The 20,591-nt window shown below is 67.4% G+C and carries 16 protein-coding genes and 4 pseudogenes; 7 read left to right on the top strand and 13 right to left on the bottom strand.

Annotated features, from left to right (window positions below; all coding sequences use genetic code 11):
- Window positions 1-4: 4 nt before the first annotated feature.
- The 4 genes from cysW to MSG_RS12010 form a co-directional block, all read right to left on the bottom strand.
- Window positions 5-823 (bottom strand): sulfate ABC transporter permease subunit CysW, encoded by an 819-nt coding sequence (cysW, locus tag MSG_RS12025; protein ID WP_096439876.1) that lies wholly within the window; start codon window positions 821-823, stop codon window positions 5-7.
- Entirely contained in the window at window positions 820-1,713 is an 894-nt protein-coding gene (gene cysT / locus MSG_RS12020; protein WP_096439874.1) for a sulfate ABC transporter permease subunit CysT, read from the bottom strand. Before cysT ends, cysW begins: the two co-directional genes overlap by 4 nt.
- A complete protein-coding gene (locus tag MSG_RS12015; protein ID WP_170063152.1) occupies window positions 1,710-2,747 on the bottom strand; it encodes a sulfate ABC transporter substrate-binding protein in 1,038 nt (345 codons plus the stop codon). The genes cysT and MSG_RS12015 overlap by 4 nt, the downstream gene beginning before the upstream one ends.
- 569 nt (window positions 2,748-3,316) lie before the next feature.
- A complete protein-coding gene (locus MSG_RS12010) occupies window positions 3,317-4,792 on the bottom strand; it encodes an MFS transporter (protein ID WP_096439870.1) in 1,476 nt (491 codons plus the stop codon).
- Window positions 4,793-4,976: 184 nt separating this feature from the next.
- Between MSG_RS12010 and MSG_RS12005 the strand changes: the two genes are divergently transcribed.
- Window positions 4,977-8,213: a serine/threonine-protein kinase gene (locus tag MSG_RS12005; RefSeq protein ID WP_096444402.1), complete on the top strand. Its 3,237-nt coding sequence runs from the start codon at window positions 4,977-4,979 to the stop codon at window positions 8,211-8,213.
- Here the strand turns inward: MSG_RS12005 and MSG_RS12000 are convergent.
- Both MSG_RS12000 and MSG_RS11995 read right to left on the bottom strand, forming a co-directional pair.
- Window positions 8,210-8,656: pseudogene (locus tag MSG_RS12000) on the bottom strand (class I SAM-dependent methyltransferase); the annotation flags it as partial. The gene MSG_RS12005 and the pseudogene MSG_RS12000 sit on opposite strands and share 4 nt — an antisense overlap.
- Window positions 8,657-8,756: 100 nt before the next feature.
- Window positions 8,757-9,238, bottom strand: a pseudogene (locus tag MSG_RS11995) (LLM class flavin-dependent oxidoreductase); the annotation flags it as partial.
- 84 nt (window positions 9,239-9,322) lie between these two features.
- Here MSG_RS11995 and MSG_RS11990 point away from each other — a divergent pair.
- From MSG_RS11990 to MSG_RS25860, 3 genes are all read left to right on the top strand, one after another.
- A complete protein-coding gene (locus tag MSG_RS11990) occupies window positions 9,323-10,339 on the top strand; it encodes a TIGR03617 family F420-dependent LLM class oxidoreductase (RefSeq protein WP_096444400.1) in 1,017 nt (338 codons plus the stop codon).
- A 191-nt stretch (window positions 10,340-10,530) separates the two neighbouring features.
- The gene (locus MSG_RS11985; RefSeq protein ID WP_232011228.1) at window positions 10,531-11,211 is read left to right on the top strand and encodes a glycoside hydrolase; all 681 of its coding nucleotides are present in this window, start codon (window positions 10,531-10,533) and stop codon (window positions 11,209-11,211) included.
- A 13-nt stretch (window positions 11,212-11,224) separates the two neighbouring features.
- Window positions 11,225-11,359, top strand: coding sequence for a hypothetical protein (locus MSG_RS25860; RefSeq protein ID WP_258174004.1), 135 nt, complete (start codon window positions 11,225-11,227; stop codon window positions 11,357-11,359).
- Window positions 11,360-11,366: 7 nt separating this feature from the next.
- Here the strand turns inward: MSG_RS25860 and MSG_RS11980 are convergent, their stop codons facing one another.
- On the bottom strand, window positions 11,367-12,317 hold the full coding sequence (locus MSG_RS11980; RefSeq protein WP_232011227.1) for a GGDEF domain-containing protein: 951 nt from the start codon (window positions 12,315-12,317) through the stop codon (window positions 11,367-11,369).
- A 152-nt stretch (window positions 12,318-12,469) separates the two neighbouring features.
- Between MSG_RS11980 and MSG_RS25855 the strand changes: the two are divergent.
- Both MSG_RS25855 and MSG_RS25850 read left to right on the top strand, forming a co-directional pair.
- Window positions 12,470-13,279 (top strand): annotated as a pseudogene (locus tag MSG_RS25855) (MFS transporter); the annotation flags it as partial.
- Between the two features lie 79 nt (window positions 13,280-13,358).
- Window positions 13,359-14,075, top strand: a complete 717-nt coding sequence (locus tag MSG_RS25850; protein ID WP_258174005.1) for an MFS transporter — start codon at window positions 13,359-13,361, stop codon at window positions 14,073-14,075.
- Window positions 14,076-14,100: 25 nt separating this feature from the next.
- On the opposite strand, the gene MSG_RS26145 is transcribed toward MSG_RS25850, so the two are convergent.
- Window positions 14,101-14,259 carry a DUF732 domain-containing protein gene (locus tag MSG_RS26145; RefSeq protein WP_408632025.1) on the bottom strand — a complete coding sequence of 53 codons (159 nt, stop codon included), beginning with the start codon at window positions 14,257-14,259 and terminating at the stop codon, window positions 14,101-14,103.
- A gap of 441 nt (window positions 14,260-14,700) precedes the next feature.
- Here MSG_RS26145 and MSG_RS11965 point away from each other — a divergent pair, with 441 nt between their 5' ends.
- Window positions 14,701-15,066 carry a UBP-type zinc finger domain-containing protein gene (locus MSG_RS11965; RefSeq protein ID WP_096444394.1) on the top strand — a complete coding sequence of 122 codons (366 nt, stop codon included), beginning with the start codon at window positions 14,701-14,703 and terminating at the stop codon, window positions 15,064-15,066.
- Here the strand turns inward: MSG_RS11965 and MSG_RS11960 are convergent.
- The 5 genes and pseudogenes from MSG_RS11960 to MSG_RS25570 form a co-directional block, all read right to left on the bottom strand.
- Complete coding sequence (locus MSG_RS11960; RefSeq protein ID WP_096439866.1) at window positions 15,052-15,378, bottom strand: STAS domain-containing protein; 327 nt, start codon at window positions 15,376-15,378, stop codon at window positions 15,052-15,054. The two genes, MSG_RS11965 and MSG_RS11960, sit on opposite strands and share 15 nt — an antisense overlap.
- Window positions 15,378-17,951: a SpoIIE family protein phosphatase gene (locus MSG_RS11955; RefSeq protein ID WP_096439864.1), complete on the bottom strand. Its 2,574-nt coding sequence runs from the start codon at window positions 17,949-17,951 to the stop codon at window positions 15,378-15,380. Before MSG_RS11955 ends, MSG_RS11960 begins: the two co-directional genes overlap by 1 nt.
- 43 nt (window positions 17,952-17,994) lie before the next feature.
- Window positions 17,995-18,735 carry an SDR family NAD(P)-dependent oxidoreductase gene (locus MSG_RS11950; protein WP_096439862.1) on the bottom strand — a complete coding sequence of 247 codons (741 nt, stop codon included), beginning with the start codon at window positions 18,733-18,735 and terminating at the stop codon, window positions 17,995-17,997.
- A gap of 416 nt (window positions 18,736-19,151) precedes the next feature.
- Window positions 19,152-19,391, bottom strand: a pseudogene (locus MSG_RS11940) (hypothetical protein); the annotation flags it as partial.
- Between the two features lie 24 nt (window positions 19,392-19,415).
- Window positions 19,416-20,588 carry a thioesterase domain-containing protein gene (locus tag MSG_RS25570; protein ID WP_232011279.1) on the bottom strand — a complete coding sequence of 391 codons (1,173 nt, stop codon included), beginning with the start codon at window positions 20,586-20,588 and terminating at the stop codon, window positions 19,416-19,418.
- Window positions 20,589-20,591 lie beyond the last annotated feature (3 nt).

Raw genomic sequence — 20,591 nt, 5'->3', positions numbered from 1 at the left:
CCGCTTACGCCGGGGCCCTGACCCGTCTGCGGTGCACCAACAGAATCGTCTTCACGACGAGAAAGACGACCGCCACGCCCATCAGCAAGGTGGACAGCGCGTAGGCGCCGTATTCGGCGCCTCGGGCATACCGATCGTTCACCAGCAGCGTCAGGGTCTGCGACTCCCCGGGCAGGTTGGACGACACCATGATGACGCCACCGAATTCGCCGAGTGTGCGCGCGGTCGTCAGGACTGTGCCGTAGATCAGGCCCCAGCGGATGGAGGGCAGGGTGATCCGCCAAAACGTCTGCCACGGGCCTGAACCCAGGGTCGCCGCCGCCTGTTCCTGCTCGGTTCCGACCTCCAGCAGCACCGGCTGGACCTCACGCACCACGAACGGCAACGTGACGAAGATGCTGACGAGAATGAGGCCGGGCAGGCCGAAGATGATCTTAATTCCGAGATCGTTCTCGACGAACCCCAGTGCGCCGGCCGATCCCCACAGCAGGATCAGGGCGACGCCCACGATGATGGGCGACACCGCGAAGGGCAGGTCCACGATCGCCTGCAGCGCGGCTTTGCCCCGGAATCGGCTGCGCGCGAGCAACAACGAGGTCAGCACGCCGAAGATCACGTTCAGCGGCACCACGACCGCGACTATGATCAGCGACAGCCGCAGTGCGGCGATCGCCGCCGGCGTGGTGATCCACGCGTAGAACTGGCCGAACCCGGGCGCGAACGTCCGCCACAGGATGATCGAGACCGGGACGAACAGCATGATGCCGATATAGGCCAGCGTCACCGACCGGGTGAGATAGCGGGCCCATGGCGACGCCGTCACGCCGCCTTCTCCTCGCGTTTGGCGGCGCGTCCGCCCACGACCCGCAACAGCACCAACACGGCAAACGAGATCGCCAGCAACACAATCGACATCGCGGCCGCGCCGGTGCGGTCGTCATTCTCGATCAGCGAGCGGATCCACTGCGACGAAACCTCGGTCCGGCCCGGCACGGCACCGCCGATGGTCACCACCGAGCCGAACTCGGCGATGCACCGCGAGAATGCCAGCCCGGCACCGGTCAGCAGCGAGGGCACCAACGAGGGCAGCACGATCGTCGTGAAAACCTTCGTGCCGCTGGCGCCCAGCGATGCCGCCGCCTCCTCGACATCGCGATCGATCTCCAGGAGCACCGGTTGCACGGCGCGGACGACCAACGGCAACGTCACGAACGCCAGCGCCATCGCCACCCCGGGCGGTGTGTGCTGCAAATGGATGTGCACCGGGCTGTTCTTGCCATACAGCGCAAGCATCACCAGGCTGGTCACGATGGTCGGCAGCGCGAACGGCAAGTCGATCACCGCGTCGATCAGCCCCTTGCCCGGAAAGTCGTCGCGCACCAGCACCCAGGCGGTGGCCAGCCCGAACACCACGTCGAGAAGCGTCACCACGACCGAAATGCTGAACGTCACCTGGAACGACTGCACCGCGGCGTGCGAGGTGACCGCCAGCCAGAAAGCCTGCCAGCCGCCGCCGGCGGACTGCCAGGCAATGGCGACCAACGGCAGCAAGACGATCACCGAAAGCCACAGCGTCGTCACCCCGACGCGCAGCGAGGTGAGACCCTGGGTGCCGCGCACGAGCGGGCCTTCGGGCGGTTCCGGTAGCCGGCTGCCGGGTTGGGCCAACTCGGGCCGGATCGCTTCCGGATTCGGAATCAGGTCCGTCGTCATCCGGTCGCCTGCATGTAGACCCTGGTGATGCTGCCCGTGTTCTTGTCGAACAGCTCCTGATCGGCCGTGTTCCAGCCGCCGAGATCGTCGATCGTCCATGATTTCAGCGGCACCGGATATTCGTCCCGGAAACTGGCGGTGACGGCCGGATCGATCGGCCTGAAACCCGCTTGCGCCCACAGCGTCTGGGCCGCGGCGGTGTACTGGAAATTCCTGAAGGCGGTCGCGGTATCGAGGTGCACGCTGGTGCTGACGACGGCCACTGGATTCTCGATTTTGAAGGTCTGCGACGGGATCAAATGTTCGACGGCTTTGCCCTGACGCTCGGCCGCAATGGCCTCGTTCTCGTAGCTGATCAACACGTCGCCACTGCCCTCGGAGAAGACCGAGGTGGCGATCCGGCCGGATCCGGGGCGCAGTTTCACGTGCTCGTGTACCAGCTTGCTGATGAAATCGATGCCCGCCTGTCTATCGGCGCCGCCGCGGCTCTTGGCGGCGTAGGGGGCCAGCAGATTCCACTTGGCCGAGCCCGAGCTCAGCGGGCTGGGCGTGATGACCTCGACACCCGGTTTCAACAGATCGTCCCAATCCCGGATGTTCTTCGGGTTGCCTTTGCGCACAACCAATGTCACGACGGATCCGAACGGGTTCCCGTGGCCGGCCTGCTTGTCCCAGTCTGCGGAGACCTTTCCGGCCTTGACCAATCTGGTGATGTCGGGCTCGACCGAAAAGTTCACCACGTCGGCCGGCTTGCCCTCGACCACCCCGCGGGACTGGTCGGCAGAGGCCGCGTAAGAGGTGATGACCTGCACGCCCTTGCCCTCCTCCGAGGCATTGAAGGCCGGAATCACCTTGCTCCATCCGGGTTCTGGCACGGAATAGGCGACCAACGTGATCTTGGTGTTCGCATTGCCGGCAACACCGCCGCCCACCACGTCGCTGGGCCCCGCCCCGCAGCCCGCGACCACGCCGACGGCCAGCGTGAGTGCTGCCGATTTCCGCCAGCACGATGCCGTCACGATAGTGTTCAACAACAGCGGCCCTCCGGTGCGGGATTACGACGTCGATCCCGTCCCTGCGGAAAGACATTGAGGACATCGCCGGGAAGCTCACCGACTCCTGACCGAACCGCGGACGGGGCAGGGTCAGCGACAACAGCGCACGAACAGGCGGCGTCCCGAATAAGCCCCTGCCGCGTGCATGCGGGCAGCCTAGCAACGCCTGCGGGTCCGCGGTCGGCGCGCGGCGGCGCGCACCCCCGGCCGCGACAAGAAGCAACGGCACCGGGTATTGACAACGGTTTTACCTCGGTGCGCAGTCACGACCCGTCGGGTGACTCGACCCGAGCCGATCCACAAGCGCACCGGCCAGCAAAGCGGCTGGACGGCGGGCGGAGCCATGCCCGGTCGACGAAGTGTCGGTGGCCGGACCGCAGGATTCGTTTCGCTCATCAGCACCTGGCCGGCGCGGTGACGCGCCGGGCGGCCGTCAGGGAAACGGCGAAAAAGTCACGCTGACGAAAACGCGGCGGTGCGACCCGGCGAACACGATGCGGGCCGCGGGCAACTCGTCGTCGACAGCGGCATGACCAGCTGCGACCCGGTCACGACGGCACGCCGTCGGACTCCTCGGCGTCGGCCACCGTCAGCGGCAGCGCCAGCTCCTCGAGGGGGCGCTGTTCGGCAGCGATACCGAGCCACAGCTCCACCAGACCCGCGACCGCCATCACGACCGCCCCGATCACAAATGACCAGAACACCTGGTCGCGTTGGCCGGAACTGATCAGCTGACCGAACAACAGCGGACCTGTGATCCCGCCGATTGCGGTGCCGACCGCGTAGAAGAAGGCGATCGCCAGTGCCCTGGTCTCCATCGGAAAGATCTCGCTGACCGTCAAGTAGGCCGCGCTCGCGCCCGCCGAGGCCACGAAGAACGCCACCGCGAGCACGCCGATGAACGTCCAGGGCCCCCCGGTCCGGGTGACGAACAGCACCGCGAGGACGACGACCGCCACGGCCGAACCGATGTAGGTCATGGTGATCATCGGTTTGCGACCGACGGTGTCGAACAGCCTGCCCAGCAGCAGCGGCCCCGCGAAATTGCTCAGCGCCCACAGGATGAAGAACAGCGGCACCTTTGCGGAGGGAACTCCGTAAAACTCGCTCAGCAACGTGCCCAGGTTGAACGTCACCCCGTTGTAGAGAAATGCCTGCCCGATGAACAGGGACAGTCCCAGTACCGCCCGCCGCGGATACAGCGCGAAGGCCACTTTGGCGATCTCGAAGAATGAAATGGCATGGCGCTGGCGAATTTTCAGGGGGTGCCCGTGCGGCTCGGAAAGCGACTCCCCCGTATCGCGTTCGACGCTGTCCTCGATCTCGCGGACGATCCGCTCGGCTTCCTCGTCGCGCCCGTGAATAAACAACCACCGCGGGCTTTCCGGCACGTTGCGCCGCACCAGCAGCACGAAGATGCCGAAGACGGCGCCGATCCCGAAGGCCAACCGCCAGCCGATGTTCGCCGGGAAGTTCGACGTGTCCAGCAGGACCAGTGCCCCGGCCGCGCCCGCTGCCGATCCCAGCCAGTACGTCCCGTTGATCACCAAGTCCACCCGGCCGCGCACCCGCGCCGGGATCAGCTCGTCGATCGCCGAGTTGATGGCCGCGTACTCGCCGCCTATCCCGGCCCCGGTGAAGAAGCGGGCGACGAAGAAATACCAAGGCGCGAAAGCGAATGCGGTCGCCACGGTGGAGACCAGGTACACGGCCAACGTCAGCATGAACAGATTGCGCCGCCCGAAGCGATCCGTCAGGTGACCGAAGAACAACGCCCCCAGGCAGGCGCCGGTGATGTAGATCGCCGCCGCCACGCCGATCTGGGCGGGATTGAGGTCGATGCCGCTGCCCTTTTCGGTCAGCCGCGCCGACACGTTGCCGACCATGGTGACCTCGAGCCCATCGAGGATCCACACGCCGCCGAGCCCCAGCACCACGCGCCAGTGAAACCGCGACCACGGCAGCCGGTCCAGGCGCGCCGGGACGTGGGTGGTGATGGTTCCGGTCTGCGCGCTGGTGCTCATCCTCGCTCCGTTCTCGATGGAGTGCCCGGGCCCCCCGACCTAGCGGTGACAGCGAGATTACCGGGAGGGCCGGAGCCGACCGGGATGCAGTCGCGGCGACCGCACATCGGCTCAGCACATTCGCGATATGGTGACCTCACCGATGGGGTCCCTCCCCTGCACCGTCGAGGACAGCGACTATCCGATGGCCGACGTGGATTCACAGTCGATCCGAGAGGACCTCATCGCCGGAGTCGGCCCGCAGCTGGGATTCGACGGTGTCGAGGAGATCGGACGCGGCGGGTTCGGGGTGGTCTATCGCTGCGTGCAGCCGCAACTGGATCGCTTGGTGGCGGTCAAGGTGCTGACCGACGAGCTCGACCCGGACAACCTCGACCGCTTCCTGCGCGAGCAGCGCGCGATGGGCCGACTTTCCGGACACCCGCACATCGTGACCATCCTGCAGGTGGGTACCACGCCCGGTGGGCGGCCGTACCTCGTGATGCCGTACCACGCCAGAGGCTCGCTGTGGTCGTTGCTCAGCTCCGGTGGGTTGCTCAATTGGCGCGACGCCCTCGGTGTCGGCGTCAAGCTCGCGGGCGCGCTGGAAGCCGCGCACCATGCCGGCGTCCTGCACCGCGATGTCAAGCCGGGCAACATCCTGCTGACCGACTACGGCGAACCGCAATTGACCGATTTTGGTCTGGCGAGGGTCAGCGGCGGCTTCGAGACGCGCTCCGGCGTCATCATCGGGTCGCCGGCCTTCCTCGCGCCGGAAATCCTCGAAGGCGCCACTCCTGCAGTCACATCCGATGTCTACTCACTCGGTGCCACGCTGTGCTGCGCGGTGACCGGGCACCCGCCGTACGGGCGATCGGTCCCGGACCTGTTGCGTGAAAACGGATTACCCGACGAAGTCGCCGCGGTGATCGAACGCATGACGGCCCGCGATCCCGCCGACCGTCCCAGCACCGCCGCGGGCTGTGGCGAGCAGCTCCGCCGGCTTCAGCGCGACCGGCACCTGGTGGTGGACGGCATGGCGCTTCCCGTCGACGCCTCGGGCAGGCGCGACGTCGCGTTCGCACCGCCGGCACCGACGACGAAGTACCGCCCACCCGCGGCGACGGGGTGGTGGCTCCCGCGCGAGCGGTTGATGACCATTCTCCGCGGGGCCGGACGCCGTCGGCTCATCCTGTTATACGCCCCCTCCGGATATGGCAAGACCACGCTGGCGGCGCAGTGGCGTACCGAACTGACCAATGCCGGTGTGGCGGTGGGATGGTTGCGAATCGACGACGACGACAACAACGCGGCGTGGTTTCTCGCGCATGTGATCGAGGCGATCCGCCGCGCCCGCCCCGCCGTTGCCGGGTCACTGGCGCGTGTGCTCGAAGAGCGTGGACAGGCGGCGATGCGCTATGTGCTGACGTCGTTGGTCGATGAGATCGACCAGAACGGCTATCCGATCACCCTGGTGATCGACGATTGGCAGCGGGTGTCGAACCGCGATACCGTCGCCGCGCTGCGCTTCCTGATCGACCACGGTTCTCATCACCTGCAGATCATGGTGAACAGCTGGTCGCGTGCCCAGTTACCGCTGAGCAAATTGCGGATTCAGGATGAACTCGTCGAAATCGATTGTGCAGTACTCCGTTTCGATATTGACGAGGCGGATTCGTTGCTGAACGACATTGGCGGGCTGCGGGTACCCGGACCCGAGGTCACCGCGCTCACGGCATCGACGGACGGCTGGGTCGCCGCGCTGCAGCTGGCCTCGCTTTCGCTGCGCGGTGGCGGTGACGCCGCCACCCTGCTGAGCCAATTGTCCGGCGAAAACGAAGAAGTCGGCGAGTTCCTCGCCGAGAACGTGCTCGACGCGCTGGACCCGCCGCTCGTCGAATTCTTGCTGGCGACGTCGATCACCGAACGAATCTGCGCGGACCTGGCGTCGGCGTTGACCGGCGTTGGCTCCGAGCGGCGAGCACTCGAGGACGTCGAGCGGCGCGGGTTGTTCTTGAGCCGCATCGACGGCGACACGCAATGGTTTCGCTACCATCAGCTCTTCGCCGGATTTCTGCGGCGACGACTCGAAAGCGGTAGCCCCGACCGCCTGAAAACCCTGCACCGCGCGGCCTCGGCGTGGTTCACCGATCGGGGCTATCTCACCGAGGCCGTCGACCATGCGCTGGCCGGGCAGGACACGATCCGCGCGATCGAGCTCGTCGAGGACATCCGGACGAGGTCGTTGATCAACCAATCGCGAATGACGACGTTTCTCGGGATCGTCGACAAGATTCCGGCGCACCTGGTGCAATTGCGGCCACAGGTGCACCTTTCCGTAGCGTGGGCCAGCATCCTGCTGCAGCGGCGAGCGGCTACCGACGCCGCACTGGACCGCTTCTACGCCGCGATGTCCAATACGAACCTGCCCGAGACGCAGCGCGACGAGCTCACCCTGAGCGCGAACGTGGTGCGAGCGATAGCCCAAACCTATGCGGACCGGGTTGACGGCCTCACCGACCTGGTGGCCGAGGCCATGTCGCGGGCAGCGGCGCTGCGCCCGGTGCTGCCGCAAGCGGCCGCCACCATCGAGGCCTACGCCGCGGTCTTCCGCTTCGACTTCGACGCGGCACACCGACTGCTGGAATGGGCAGAGCCGTACACCGAACAAGTCGGTACCGTCGGCACCGTCTTCGCCCGCTGCTGGGCCGGCATCGCCGCCCGGCATCAGCTCAACATCCCGCTGGCCCTGCGCCATTTCCGGGACGCCCTCGAAATCGGCTCTGCGGCGGGGTCGCATTCACACGCCGCACGCCTTTCCGGCGCGTTGCTCGGCGAACTGCTCTACGAGACAGGGGCATTGGCCGAGGCGGCGGAGCTGCTAGAGGACGCCTACCACCTTGGGCGGGAGGGCGGCGGAGTCGACTACCTCGCGACTCGCTACGTCGCGGCCGCGAGAACCCAAGCCGCACAGGGCAATCGAGAGTCTGCCGCCGGCCGCCTCGACGCCGGCATGGCGGTGGCCGAGGAGATGCGGCTGCCGCGGTTAGCGGCAGCCATCAACCATGAACGGGTCAGGTTGCGGCTGTCGATGGACCCGTCGGAGACCGACCGGCTACGGGCCGAACGCACGATTCCCTACGGCGACGACGGCATCGCGACGGTGACGGCCGAGCTGGATGAGGCTTCCGGAATCCGCCTGCTGTCGCGGAGTCACGCCAGCGACGACCGGGAACAGGCCTGCTGGCGCAGCCGCGCTCTGCTCGCCGGAATCGACCCGACCGCTCGCCCGATGGCCGCGCTTCAGGCGCGGCTGCTTGTGGTCGAGACACTGATCGCCGCCGGGCGCGCCGACGACGCCCGAGCCGACATCGCCGCGGTGCGCGCCCTGTGCGCCCGACACGGGTTGACCCAATTGCTCGTCGATGCCGGGCTCGGCTAGCCGCGGGCCATCCGATCGGCGCGCCAACACCGCGCCCGCATCGGGATGTCGATGGTGTCGGCCCCGGGGAAGCGCGCCTGCAGGACGGTGCGGGCATGGGCCAGTCGCCGGGCGCGCTCGTCCGGCGCCGCGACGATGACCCGGCTGTAGGTGCCCACCATCGCGACCGCATCGTCCAGCGTCATCGTCCGCGCGAACGCGAAGGTCGCGCGCGCGACGTTGTCGAAGATCTGCGGCTCCGGCAGCACGACGTTCTGATGCCGCCAAAAGCGCTCGGCCGCCTGCGCGTCGGAGCCGTCCTGGTCGCCCAACCGGTCGAGGTCGCGCGCCCAGTCGACCGCACGGTCGCGGCTCGTCCAGATCAGGCCGAACCGGCCGCCGTCGCGCAGCACCCGGCCGATCTCCGGAACGGCTCGGTCGGGATCCATCCAGTGCCAGGCCGCCCGTTCTTGCCGCTCAGTCACATCAGCCACGGTAACCGAGCCTGTACGGGAAGGCTTGGGGCCCAATGTGTCGTGCCTAGGAGCCGCCTGTGCCCGCGACTCACACGTGCGGCTTGATCTCCTCGATCACCCACTGCGCGTGGTCGAGGTAGGCGGCTGGCCCGCGCGAGACGTGGCCTTCGCCGAGCCTGCCCATCCCCAACAGGTACATGACGTCGAACGGCCTGCCGTCGTAGCTCGGCTGCCGCTGTACCGACCCACAAATCGGGGCGATTCGCCGGTCCACAATTCGACCATCGTGGCCAGATATCCGTCGGCCATCCGGCCGGGCTCCCGAAACGGCGCGCCGAAAGCGGCGAATTCCTTTGCTTCCCAACCCGCTCCGAACGGCGCGGTAATGCGCCGCCCGCTCATCCAGTCCGCCGTCGACAGGGCCTTCGCCAGCACCACCGGATGATGCAGCGGCAGGATCGTCACGCTCGAATTGACGCGGATTCCCCCCGTCGCCCCCGCGACAAAAGCCTGCGCGACAGTCGAATGCAGATAGGGCAGACCCGAAAGCTCCAGGTGTGAATGCGGCAGCGTAAACGCCAACTTCATCCCGACATGATGTCACCCGGAGGCGGCGGCGATCGGGGCCGCGCACCGGGGATGTACGGTTCGACGGTGCATGTCGATGTCATGACCGCTCCACAACCCCTGGCGCGGGTGAGCGACACCGCCCGCACCACCCAGGCTTCGGGGTTTTCCGGTCTGCTGTTCACCGAGACGGGCCGGACGGCCTTCCTCAACGCCGCCGTCGCGTCGCAGGCAGCGCCGGGGCTGGAGCTGTCGACCGGCGTCGCGGTGGCGTTCCCCCGCAGTCCGTTCGTCACGGCCGCGAACGCGTGGGAACTGCAGGAGGCGACCAACGGAAGGTTCCGGCTCGGCCTTGGCACCCAGGTCCGCACCCACATCGTGCGGCGCTACGGGATGACCTTCGAGAGGCCCGGCCCGCGCCTGCGCGACTACACGCTCGCCGTCAAGGCGTGCTTCGCCGCCTTTCGGACCGGGACGCTCGACTACCACGGCGAGTTCTACAACCTCGATTTCCTCACCCCCCAGTGGAGCCCGGGGCCGATCGATGCCCCGAATCCCAAAGTCGATGTCGCCGCGGTGAATCCGTGGATGCTACGGATGGCGGGCGAAGTGGCCGACGGGGTCCATGTCCATCCTTTGGGCGAGCCCGGATACCTCGCGCGCCACGTGATTCCGAATGTTGCCCGCGGCGCGGCCAAGGCGGACCGCTCGCCGTCCGACGTGGCGGTGATCGTGCCGGTCATCACGATCGTCGGCGACACCGAGGAAGAGCGCCGTCAAGAACGTGACCTCGCCCGGACGGCGATCAGCTTTTACGCCAGCACGCCCAACTATTCGTTCATCCTGGACGAGGCCGGATTCGAGGGGACGACGGCCCGACTTCGCGTGAAGCAAAAGGCCGGCGACTTCCGCGGTATGGCCTCGGAGATCACCGACGAGCACCTTGCCGTTTTCGCCACCGAATCGACCTGGGCCGACCTGGAAGACACGCTCGTCGACAAATACCAGGGCATCGCGACGCGCATCGTCTTGTACAACGCGCTCGGCGATCCCGAGCGTTTCGAGCGTTACGGCGAAGTCGCCCAACGTATTTCGGCTCGCTGACCTCGGCCGGCGTTCGGCGCCGGACGGCGCGGCCCAACGTACGACCGGTGCCGCGCAACCAGCCGGCGCGACACCGTGCGGGCGGGTGGCAGGCCATCGGCATCGACCGCGCGGCACCGGACCCCGAATCGAGCCGCCCGAGATGACGAAGTTGGCCACACGCATTGCAACCGGCGTTTAAAGTGCTGTTCATGGCGAAAGACGTGTTAGCCAAGGCGCGGGGGCGCTGGCTGGCGATCCCGGCCTCGCTCGTAGTCTCGGCCGCCATGATTTACGCACAACGCACCGAGCAACCCGGCTACGTCGAGCCACCGGCGGCGACACCGGCCGTCGCGCCGGCGATTCCGCCGTTCGTACCGCCCAGGCCGCCGCACGTCGCCACCCCCGAGGAGGCCGAATCACTGGCGGCGATCGCGCCCAGCCCGGGCCAACCGTTCCAATTCGCGCTACCGCGCGGCGTCGCGGCGGAAGACCGGTTGCAGGTCAAAACCATCTGGGCCGCCCGCGCGATCAGCCTGCTCTTCCCGCAGATCAAGACCATCTACGGGTTTCGGCAGGATCCCCTGCCGTGGCACCCCAACGGGTTGGCGATCGACGTGATGATCCCGAACCACGAGACTCACGAAGGCATCGAACTCGGCAATCAAATCGCCGGTTATGCCCTGGCGAACGCGAAGCGGTGGGGAATCAACCATGTGATCTGGCGCCAGAAGATCTATCCCGGCGTCGGCTCGGGAAGCTGGACAGCCGATTTGGGCTCCGAAACCGCCAATCACTACGACCACGTCCACATCGCGACCGAGGGCGGCGGCTATCCGAACGGTCACGAGACGTACTACATCGGATCCATGAGCACCGGAGCGCCGGAGTGATCCACCAGGCCCGGTGGAGCATTCCGGCGTCACGCCGCACGAAATAGCGCCGTCGCGTTACGGTCATGCGCGGCTGCTGGCCGACTCCGACGAGTTGACGTTCAGCGAAAAGAACACCAACGGCACGGCGCGCCAGCCGAATTCGTAGTGGCCCGTCAGTCGGCCGCCAGGCCGCGGGAACGCTTGTCGGCGTACATGCGCTCGTCGGCAAGGCGCATCAAATCCGGCGCACCGGCGGCAATTCCGGCGCTGAAGTCAACCGGGCCGCCCGTCTCGGCCCACCGCCGGCGGAGGCGATCGCGCGCCTGCTCGGCGTCGGCCCGACCGGCGCCGACGAGCAGGACCAGGAACTCGTCGCCGCCGATCCGGAAGACGATGTCCTGTGGGCGGGCCGACCAGCGCAGCGCGTCGGCGAAGTCGACCAGCAGCCGGTCGCCGGCCTCGTGACCGTGGTGGTCGTTGTAGCTCTTGAAACTATCCAGGTCGATCAGCACGACCGCGCAGCGGTCGGCGTGCGTCGACAGCTCGGCGGCGAGGGTGCTCCGGTTCAACAGCCGGGTCAGGGTGTCCGTCCGCGCGATCTCGCGGAGCAACTCGCTCTGCTCCTCCAGCCGGGCGATGAGCCACGCCGGCACCTCGGCAACGATGACCCACATGCACGTGGTCAACACCACGGTGGTGAGGTTGGCGGGAAGAAATCTGGCGCCCCCGATGACGAAGGCCGCGAGGCCGAGCGGCAGGAAGGCCAGTGAGCGCCAGCGCCGGCAGGTAAGACCGATGTAGGCGAAGGTCATCGTGATGTTGCCGGGAAAGTCGCGGGTGATGTACGAGTCCATCGCGCCTACAAGCGTCGTGACGATGAGCGCGGCCGCCGGCCAGCCGAACAGGAGGACTCGCCGCTGCTGCCAATCGCGCAACCGGCCGACCACCGCGACGACGGCGGCCAGCAACGCCGCGGCGCCGAGGAGCCAAGAGATCCGCGAATCGACCTTCGTGCCGGCGCTGTATGCCTTGACCGCATAGAGAAAGAGCATCCAGAGAAACGCGGTCAGGCCGATGGCATGCCAGCGCCCCACCGACGGCTGCGGGCCAACGTGGCAGGTCACGTGCCCAGGATAGAGGCGCGAGCCGCGGGGGTACACGGCGCCGGGCCCTATCGGGTCGGCGCGAAAGTCCACTGCGGCGGCGGTAACCTTCTCGCGATGACAAGGCAAGCGGGCGAGACGAACCGAAGCGGTGTCGTGACTTGATCGAACGAGTGAGGCAGCCTCAGGAGCACCCCACCGACGCGTCGACCTGGGCGCCGCTGCGCAATCGCGTGTATCGCAACCTGTTCACCGCGCAATTCGTGTCCAATGTGGGCACCTGGATGCAAAGCGTTGCGGCGCAATGGTTCTTGGTAGAAGACCACAGCAGCGATACCGTCGTCGCGCTGGTTCAGACGGCGAGCCTCGGCCCCACCCTGCTGCTGGGGTTGTTCGCCGGCGTCTTGGCCGATCTGTTCGATCGGCGCCGGCTGCTGATGTATCTGCAGAGTTATGCGGTGATCGTGGCCCTGTCCCTGGCTGTGGTGACCTACCTCGGCAAACTGGGCCCGACGTCGCTGCTGATGTTCACCCTGGCCATCGGCCTCGCCTCGGCGCTGGCCGGGCCCGCGTGGCAGGCCATTCAGCCGGAGGTCGTCCCGCGCGACCAGATACCGGCGGCCGCGACATTGGCCAGCGTCTCGATAAATATCGCCCGGGTGGTCGGCCCGGCGGTTGGCGGGGTGGCCGTCGCACTGGCTGGTCCCGCGGCGGTTTTCGCGCTCAACGCGGTGTCGTACGCCGCCATCATCGTCGCCCTGGCGGACTGGAGACGGCCCAAGCAACGGCCACCGATCGAACGCGAGGGCTTGGGCCAGGCCATCATCAGCGGGTTGGCCTACGTCCGGAACGGGCCGATCTTCCGCAGAATACTTTTGCGCACTTTCCTTTTCGTATTTCCCGCCTCGGCCCTGCTCGCCCTGTTGCCGGTGGCCGCTGCGCGCCGGTGGCACCTCAGCGCCAGCGGCTACGGTGTGGCGCTGGGAGGGATAGGTTTTGGCGCCGTGCTGGCCGTCGTGATCTCCGCTCGCCTGCGCAAATCAGTCCCCCCCCAACCTCCTCATGGCGGGCTGCGCCGTCGGGTACGGGGCGGCGGCGCTGGCGGTGGCGTGGCTGTCGTTCGCCGCAGCGCTGCCGGTGCTGATGCTGTCGGGGATGGCCTGGCTCATCACGTTGACGGAGTTGAACGCGGCAGCTCAGCTGGCCTTGCCGCAGTGGGTCCGGGCCCGCGGGCTGTCCGTGTACCTCCTGGTCTTCACCGGAAGCCAGGCGCTGGGCTCCTACGTGTTCGGTCTCATCGCCACGGAGACGGGGCTCGACCACGCGCTGATCTGGTCGGCGGTGTTGTTGGGCGCGGCCGCGCTCAGCGTCATCGCGCTCCCGTTCCTCCCGCTGCCGGAGGGGGTGAGCCTCGGCATCTCCACCGCCTGGCCGTCACCGACCGTAGTGTTCGAACCGTGCCCGCACGACGGACCGGTCCTGGTCACCACCCGTTATCGGGTGCCGGCCGAAAACCTAGACAGCTTCGTCCAGGCGATGGGCGCGGTCCGCCGCTCGCGCCTGCGCACGGGGGGCCACAGCTGGGAGCTGTACCACAGCCCCGAAGATCCCGAATCCCTGCTCGAGAGATTCACCGTGTTGTCCTGGACCCAATTTCAGCGACAACTAACCGAACGTTGGCTGGATTACGACCATGAAGCCGTCGAGAAGGCGCGCAGCTACACCGGCGACCACACGTCGGCGCACCAGTACTACATCGCGGTGCGCGTGCCCAAATAGCCTGCGCGTCAACCTCTTCAGGTTCTCAGCGCGCGTCCGCGTCCATATCGGGGCAGAAGGAAAGGACGGCGTCCGCCGCGATAACCCCCGCTTGATCGCCGGAGTAGCCAAGGCTCTGGATTCGCCGCACGGCCTCATCGGACGGCAACCTGTTGCGCAGCTCGTGGCAGAGCGTCGTGCCGATGCTGATGATGTGCTGCGGGTCGGCGTAGTCGATGTGGTGCTGATTCAGCGTGGTCAGGTAGACGGAGGGGTGCTGTCAGGAGCGGCGCCGGCGATCGCCGGCGTGCCGCACAGCAGCGCGGGCAGGGCGGCAACAGAGGCAACCGCAATGCGCAGGATCATCGGCATGAAACCTCGCTTTGCATACGGGAAGGATTTCCTTTTCGAGATGACAACTATTTCTAGTGGCAAGTGTCGCCGAATTATCCGGTTCGCCCAACCCCAGCACCGACCCGGCAAACACCCGGCACTACCCGGCTTCGAGACCAAACCTCTTGGAAATGAGCATCTCTCGGCAGCGCGCCGGCCTGCTGTCCGGCCGTGAACGCAATTAAACGCACGGCGAACGTTTGCCGAATCGATCGGTACGCACCAACGCCGAATCGCTGGCAGGATGACATCGATGAGCGCCGAAATCGATCCTGCGGCGCCGCCCAGTGGCACCGGCTGCGCCGAATGCGACGCCGCCGACGGATGGTGGGTGCATCTGCGCCGCTGCGCGGCGTGCGGTCATATCGGCTGCTGCGACGACTCGCTGGCCCGGCACGCGTCGGCGCATTGGCGGACGACCGGGCATCCGATCATCCGGTCGTTCGAACCCGGTGAGGATTGGTTCTGGGATTACGAACTCGAAGAGTATTGCGACGGGCCGGAACTCGCGATGCCCGATAGTCACCCGGCCGGCCAGGGCGTGCCCGGCCCGCGGGGACGAGTCCCGCGCAACTGGCGCGAGTTGCTGCTAGACCGCGGATCATCACCCGCCGGCTGATGGCGGCGCGGCCTCGACGACGACCAGTTCGGACAGCCCGCTGATGTGGAAGATCGGCATCAAAACGGGGTGGGCGACGAGTTCGATGTGGTCGGCCCGGCTGTAGAGGGCGTTGATCGCTGCGCTGTCCAGATACTCCACCCCGCTCAGGTCGACGGTCAGCGGATGGCCGCCGCCGATCACTTCGGCCGTGGCGGTGGTGAGTGCCTGATCGAATGCGTCGATATTGCTGAGGTCGATCTCCCCCGCCACCACCAGGACGAGCTTCCCGTCAGGACGGCGCACGGTCTCGAGGGTGAGCAACGTGGACATTAAGTGATTCTGGCGGATAGGTGGACCGTGGTTCCATCGGCGTCGGGTTCGATGGTGACGTCGTGCATCAGCCCTCGCATGAGAGCGATGCCCCGGCCGCGGTGCGGGTTGGCTGCCGGTTGTGGGGTCTTCCACGAGCCGGTGTCGGTGATGGTCAACTGCACCTCGTCGACCAGGGCGGTGGCGCCAAGGCTGATCGTTCCCTCCGGACTTTGACGGTGCCCGTGCTCGATCGCGTTGGCGACGGCCTCGCCCGCCGCGATCAGCACGTTCATCGCCTGATCCGGGTCCAGCCGAGCCCTCGTCAACCATTTGCGCAAGGCTGTGCGCGCCGGGGCGAGCTGGCCGACGTCAGCGGGAAACGTCAGCTCCAGCGGGGCGGGATGGCGGTAAAGCAACATCGCGACGTCATCCTGATAGCCGCCCTGTGGCGCCAGCCGGGACATGATGGTGGTGGCCAGATCATCCAACGCGACCGCCAAGCCCTCCTGGACAATGTCCGCCGCTTGTGAAATGCCGTCTTCCAGGGAAATGCGGCGACGTTCGACCAGCCCGTCGGTGTACAGCAACAGGGTGGCGCGCGCCGGAATCGTCACGTGGGCTTCGGGGCGGGGCCGCAGCGGCCGCACTCCCAGTGCGATGGTGTGTCCACCGTCGAGCAGCTCCGCGGCGCCGTCGGCGTGGACCAGGACGGGTGGGGGGTGCCCGGCGCTGGAGTACACCAGTTCACCAGTCTCGGGGTTGAGCACCGCACAGATGGCGGTGGTGCATTGGGCTCCGGGCAGCCGCGCGGCGAAGCGGTCCATGCCCGCCAGAGCGGCGGCGGGGCTGGGGTTTTCGAACAACAGCGCGCGGCAGGCACTCCGCATCTGGCCCATGACCGTGGCGGCGGCGAGACCGTGGCCGACGCAGTCGCCGACGATCATCGCGATGCGTCCGTCGCCGAGATCGACGACGTCGTACCAGTCGCCGCCGACCTGCAACGGGCGGGTGGCGGCCTGGTAGCGGACCGCAAATCCGTGCGGCAGCTCGGAGGGGCCGAGGATCGCGTGCTGCAGGGCCAGCGCGGTTTCCCCCTGCTGGTCGACTTGATGGACCCGCTGCAAGCCCTGGCCGAGGCGGCCCGCCAGCACGGTCAGCAGGGTCTGGTCTTCCAGGGTGAACGGCCGCTGGGCCGCCAGTTCGATCCAGACGACGAGCACACCCTCGGGATGCTGCAGCGCGATCGCCGCCGTCCCGGGCGCCGCCGTGGTGTTCGGGGTGAGCAGGTCGCCGTCGCACATTCCGGTGAGCAACTGTCGTGTCTCGGTGGACAGGTCAGCCCAGCGCACGGGCTCTCCGACCGCGACCAGCCTGGGCGCGCTGGAGGCCGTTTCCATCGACGAGCTCTCGGCGGGGAAGGTGACGGCCAGGACGCGCCGCGCCCGCCACACGCGCCGCAATTCCTCGGCCGCGGCCACGACCGCGTCATCGACAGTCTCCGCCTGGGCGAGTTCCTGGTTGAGCGCGTGTTCGCGTCCGGCGGCCAGCGCCAGCGCGATCGCCGCGTGCCGGGCGAAGTCGGTCACCAGCTCGAGGTAGTCGTCGCCGAAGGGCGGCTGTTGCGGATCGCGCGCGACGGCGATCACCCCGAGCACCGCGTCCCGGGCGATCAGCGGTATGACGATCGCCGGCCGTTCCCCCGCGTCGGTGAAGCCCTCGATCGGGTATTCAAACGAGTCGGTGATCAGCGGTTCGCCGCGACGCGCGACGCCACCGGTGGTGGAACCGACGATCGGCACCCGGCGGCCGATCACCTCGGAGGCGTAGCGGCCCGCGGTTGCGGCGACGACGAGCGCGTCCACTTGATCGGTAGGCAAGTCGGCTTCGCTGGGAACGAGCAGGATCGCTTGTTCGGCGTTGGCCAACTCCAGCGCCCGGTTCACGATGAGCTGCAGTGGCCCCGTCTGCGGGTCTCCGGACAGCAGCGCGGTCGTGATCTCGCGGCTGGCCTTCGTCCACCTCGCCGATTCACGCTCTCTTTCGAAGAGTCGCGCATTGTCGATGGCCGCGGCCGCCGCCGTGGCCAGCGCGCGGACGGCGCTCTCCTGGGTGTCGGAGAACGGCAGGTCGGGTTGGTCGTCCGCCAGGTAGAGGGTGCCGAAGTCGGCCCCACGCACGGTGATCGGTATGCCCATCAGCGCCCGCAGCGGCGGGTCGTGGGCGTGCAGCTCGGTCGCCGCCGGGTGGGTGCACAGGTCGTCGATGCGGATGCCCTCGCCCACCGGCAGATCGCCGAGCCGCCGCGCCGTGTCGCCGTCGATTCCGGCGTAGATGGACGAAACCGCGCTGCCGTCCGCTGCGCGGATACCGAGCGCCGCGTAGGGCGCACCGGTCAGTTCCATCGCCCCGCGGACGATTCGGTGCAGGGTCACATCCAAGTCCAGTTCGGAAGATATGCCGACGATGACCCGCACCAGTTGTTCCATCTGGTCGCGAGCGGCCACCGAGTCGTCGAGCTGTTCTTGCATTCCGCCCGTCAGCTCCCGGCGGCCCCGCCACGTATATGCGGATGTGTCTTCGTCGTCGGCCATAGCTGCCAACGTTACGGTCCCGATCCCGGCCCAGGACGGCTGGCTAACCCGCACCCTTACCGTTGTCGACTCGATAGACGGCGCCATGAACCGCGGCCGCGGCGTCGCTGGCGAGGAACGCGATCACATTCGCGACGTCGAGCGGCTGCATCATGCCGCGCGGCGAGGCCGTGCGCATGATCAGGTCGAAGTTCGGGTTCTCCGGCGCGCTGAACTGGTCGATCTGCGGTGTCAACATGCCGCCGGGACACACCGCATTGACTCGCAGGCGATCCGCGGTGTATTCGACCGCCAGCGCCCGGGTGAGGCCGACCAGCCCGTGCTTTGCGGCACAGTAGCCGGCCGAATAGGCCTGGCCCTCGACCCCGGCGATCGAGCCGACGTTGACGATGTTGCCGCCACGCTCCAGCAGGTGCGGCAGCGCGGCCCGGCACAGGTAGAACGGGCCGTTGAGGTTGACCGCGAGATCCTGCGCCCAATCGTCGTCGGTCATCGACTCCGTCCGGCGCATCTGATGCTTGCCGGCGACGTTGACCAGGACGTCGAGGCCGCCGAACTCCGCGACGCAGCGCTGCACGGCGTCCATGCAGGCCTGGGGTGAGGCCACGTCGACGAGGGCATACGCGCCGTGCTCGATGTCGCCGAACACCTCTGCCAGCCGCCCGGTATCGCGGCCTATGCCGAAAACCGTTGCACCCTGCCGGGAAAACAGCCGGGCCGTCTGCGCGCCCAGGCCTGACGAGGCACCGGTCACCAGCGCAACCTTGCCGTGCAGTGCAGTCATATCGGTCTTCGGCCTCCATCGTCACGGTGCTCGTGTCGTATCGTGCCATTAGTGTCACACGCGGGTTCGCGGTGCGACGCGACGGCTCAATAGGGCCGCAACCGTGCCATGCCGACCCGTAGAAGTCTAAGGGATGCAACGATTCTCGCTTCGGTCGCGAGCCTCCGCTGGAGGTGTCGAGCCGTCACCAGTACGAGCAAGCCGACCGCCGAGCGGGCCAGCGTGATGCGCCTGGTTCGCTTCTTCCACGTCGGCGGTGTCGAGGCCGTGCGGCGGCCGACGCAATAGCCGAAGCACGCCGCCACCGTGAGCGCGCAGACTGCGGCAAGCACCATCATGATGACGAGCGTCCTGCGTCGCTGTCGCGGGAAGGTCACGCCCGAGACACGCCTCGGCCAATAACCTGACCATCCGGCTCAGGTCGCGTAGCCCCGCAGCTGCGCCGAGGTCCGCCGGTTGTAGCCGAGCGCGTTTTCCGAGCGCGGCGCGAAGCTGCGGTGTCTGAACTCGAGCAGGTCCACCACCGTTTTGCCGATCATCCGGCCACGCGCGCCGTCCTCTCCGGTCACGACTTCCATTGGCGGGCCGTTCAATTCGACGTCGAGAAAGACGTCGAATCCCAGCACGTCGCGGTAGAACCGCAGCGAGCTTTCGGCGTCGCATACCGCGTTTTCGGGTGGTTACCCGGCGCGCTCGTCGTCCAGCGGATCTTCCTGCGGCCGCACCTCGATCCACCCGTCCGAGGCGAACTCGAGCTCGAGCTCCACATGACGCAGCAGATGCGCAAGCTGTCTGGCGTACATCCGGGCCGACTCGGTGGTCAGCATCTCGTCGTGCGTGCAGTCGATCGAGTGCGTCACGATGTCGCCGAAAACGTAAGGCCGCCAACTGTACGACAGATCCGAACTGCGATCCTCGTGACCCCGCGCCGCCGCCACGATCGTCAGGTCGCCATAGAACACCCCGGGCCGGTGCAAGCGGTACAGGGTGATGTTGGTCTTGAGGTTCCCGACCAGCGCGTCGAAGAATTCCTCGTATCGGGACAGGTCGATGGCACCAAGCTCCCGAAGCAATTCGTCCGTCTGCTCGTAGCTGAGCGGCTCATCGGGGGCGGCGCTGCCGACGTCTGAATGGTGGCCCGGCAGAAACACTTTGCCGTCCCCGCTCGGTTGGGCGTCGAGCACGATGAGGCGCGTGACCGCCGCGCCGCGTCGCTGCAACTCGATGGCGAGTTCATGCGCGACGACGCCGCCGTAGGACCAGCCGAGCAGGTTGTACGGCCCGCTGGGATAGATCTCCTGGATTCGGGCGGCGTAGCTCGCCGCCATGTCCCGAATCGACCGGGGATCGGCTTCCCCAGCCCGGGTGGCCTGCTGAATGCCGATGATCGGGCAGTCCACGAAATCCCCGAGCACCCGGTACGGCCAACTCACTCCCCCCGCGGGATGGATACAGAACAGCGGTATGCCGCTCCCGTCCCGCAAGGTCTGAACCGGAGCTAACTCTCCCGCCGCCGCGGCGCCCCGGGCCAGCCGATGGGCCAACCGCCGCACGGTGGGCACGTCGGACAAGGTGCGCACCGACAGGTCGGCGTCCAGGTGGGTGTTGATCGCGGCGACCAACCGCATCGCCGACAGCGATTCCCCGCCCAGGTCGAAGAAGGAGTCATCGATCCCGACCAGCTCCAGCCCCAGGACCTGGGCGTAGATGTCGGCCAGGATCTCTTCGACCGCGGTGGACGGAGCACGATATCCGGCTCCGATGTACTCCGGCGCCGGCAGGGCCCGGGTGTCGAGCTTGCCGTTGATCGTCAGCGGCAGCCGCTCGAGCGCCACCAGCGCCGCCGGGACCATGTA

The sequence above is a fragment of the Mycobacterium shigaense genome, from assembly GCF_002356315.1.
GTDB classification, from domain to species: domain Bacteria; phylum Actinomycetota; class Actinomycetes; order Mycobacteriales; family Mycobacteriaceae; genus Mycobacterium; species Mycobacterium shigaense.
The sequence above is the reverse complement of the archived record's forward strand: the minus strand, read 5'-3'. Positions and strand labels throughout refer to the sequence as shown.

Coding starts and splice junctions, on each gene's coding strand:
- MSG_RS12005 (WP_096444402.1), top strand. CDS start 4,977: ATGGCCGACGTGGATTCACAGTCGATCCGAGAGGACCTCATCGCCGGA.
- MSG_RS11960 (WP_096439866.1), bottom strand. CDS start 15,378: ATGTCCACGTTGCTCACCCTCGAGACCGTGCGCCGTCCTGACGGGAAG.
- cysT (WP_096439874.1), bottom strand. CDS start 1,713: ATGACGACGGACCTGATTCCGAATCCGGAAGCGATCCGGCCCGAGTTG.
- MSG_RS12010 (WP_096439870.1), bottom strand. CDS start 4,792: ATGAGCACCAGCGCGCAGACCGGAACCATCACCACCCACGTCCCGGCG.
- MSG_RS11955 (WP_096439864.1), bottom strand. CDS start 17,951: ATGGCCGACGACGAAGACACATCCGCATATACGTGGCGGGGCCGCCGG.
- MSG_RS11985 (WP_232011228.1), top strand. CDS start 10,531: ATGGCGAAAGACGTGTTAGCCAAGGCGCGGGGGCGCTGGCTGGCGATC.
- MSG_RS25570 (WP_232011279.1), bottom strand. CDS start 20,588: ATGGTCCCGGCGGCGCTGGTGGCGCTCGAGCGGCTGCCGCTGACGATC.
- MSG_RS11965 (WP_096444394.1), top strand. CDS start 14,701: ATGAGCGCCGAAATCGATCCTGCGGCGCCGCCCAGTGGCACCGGCTGC.
- MSG_RS25850 (WP_258174005.1), top strand. CDS start 13,359: ATGGCGGGCTGCGCCGTCGGGTACGGGGCGGCGGCGCTGGCGGTGGCG.
- MSG_RS11950 (WP_096439862.1), bottom strand. CDS start 18,735: ATGACTGCACTGCACGGCAAGGTTGCGCTGGTGACCGGTGCCTCGTCA.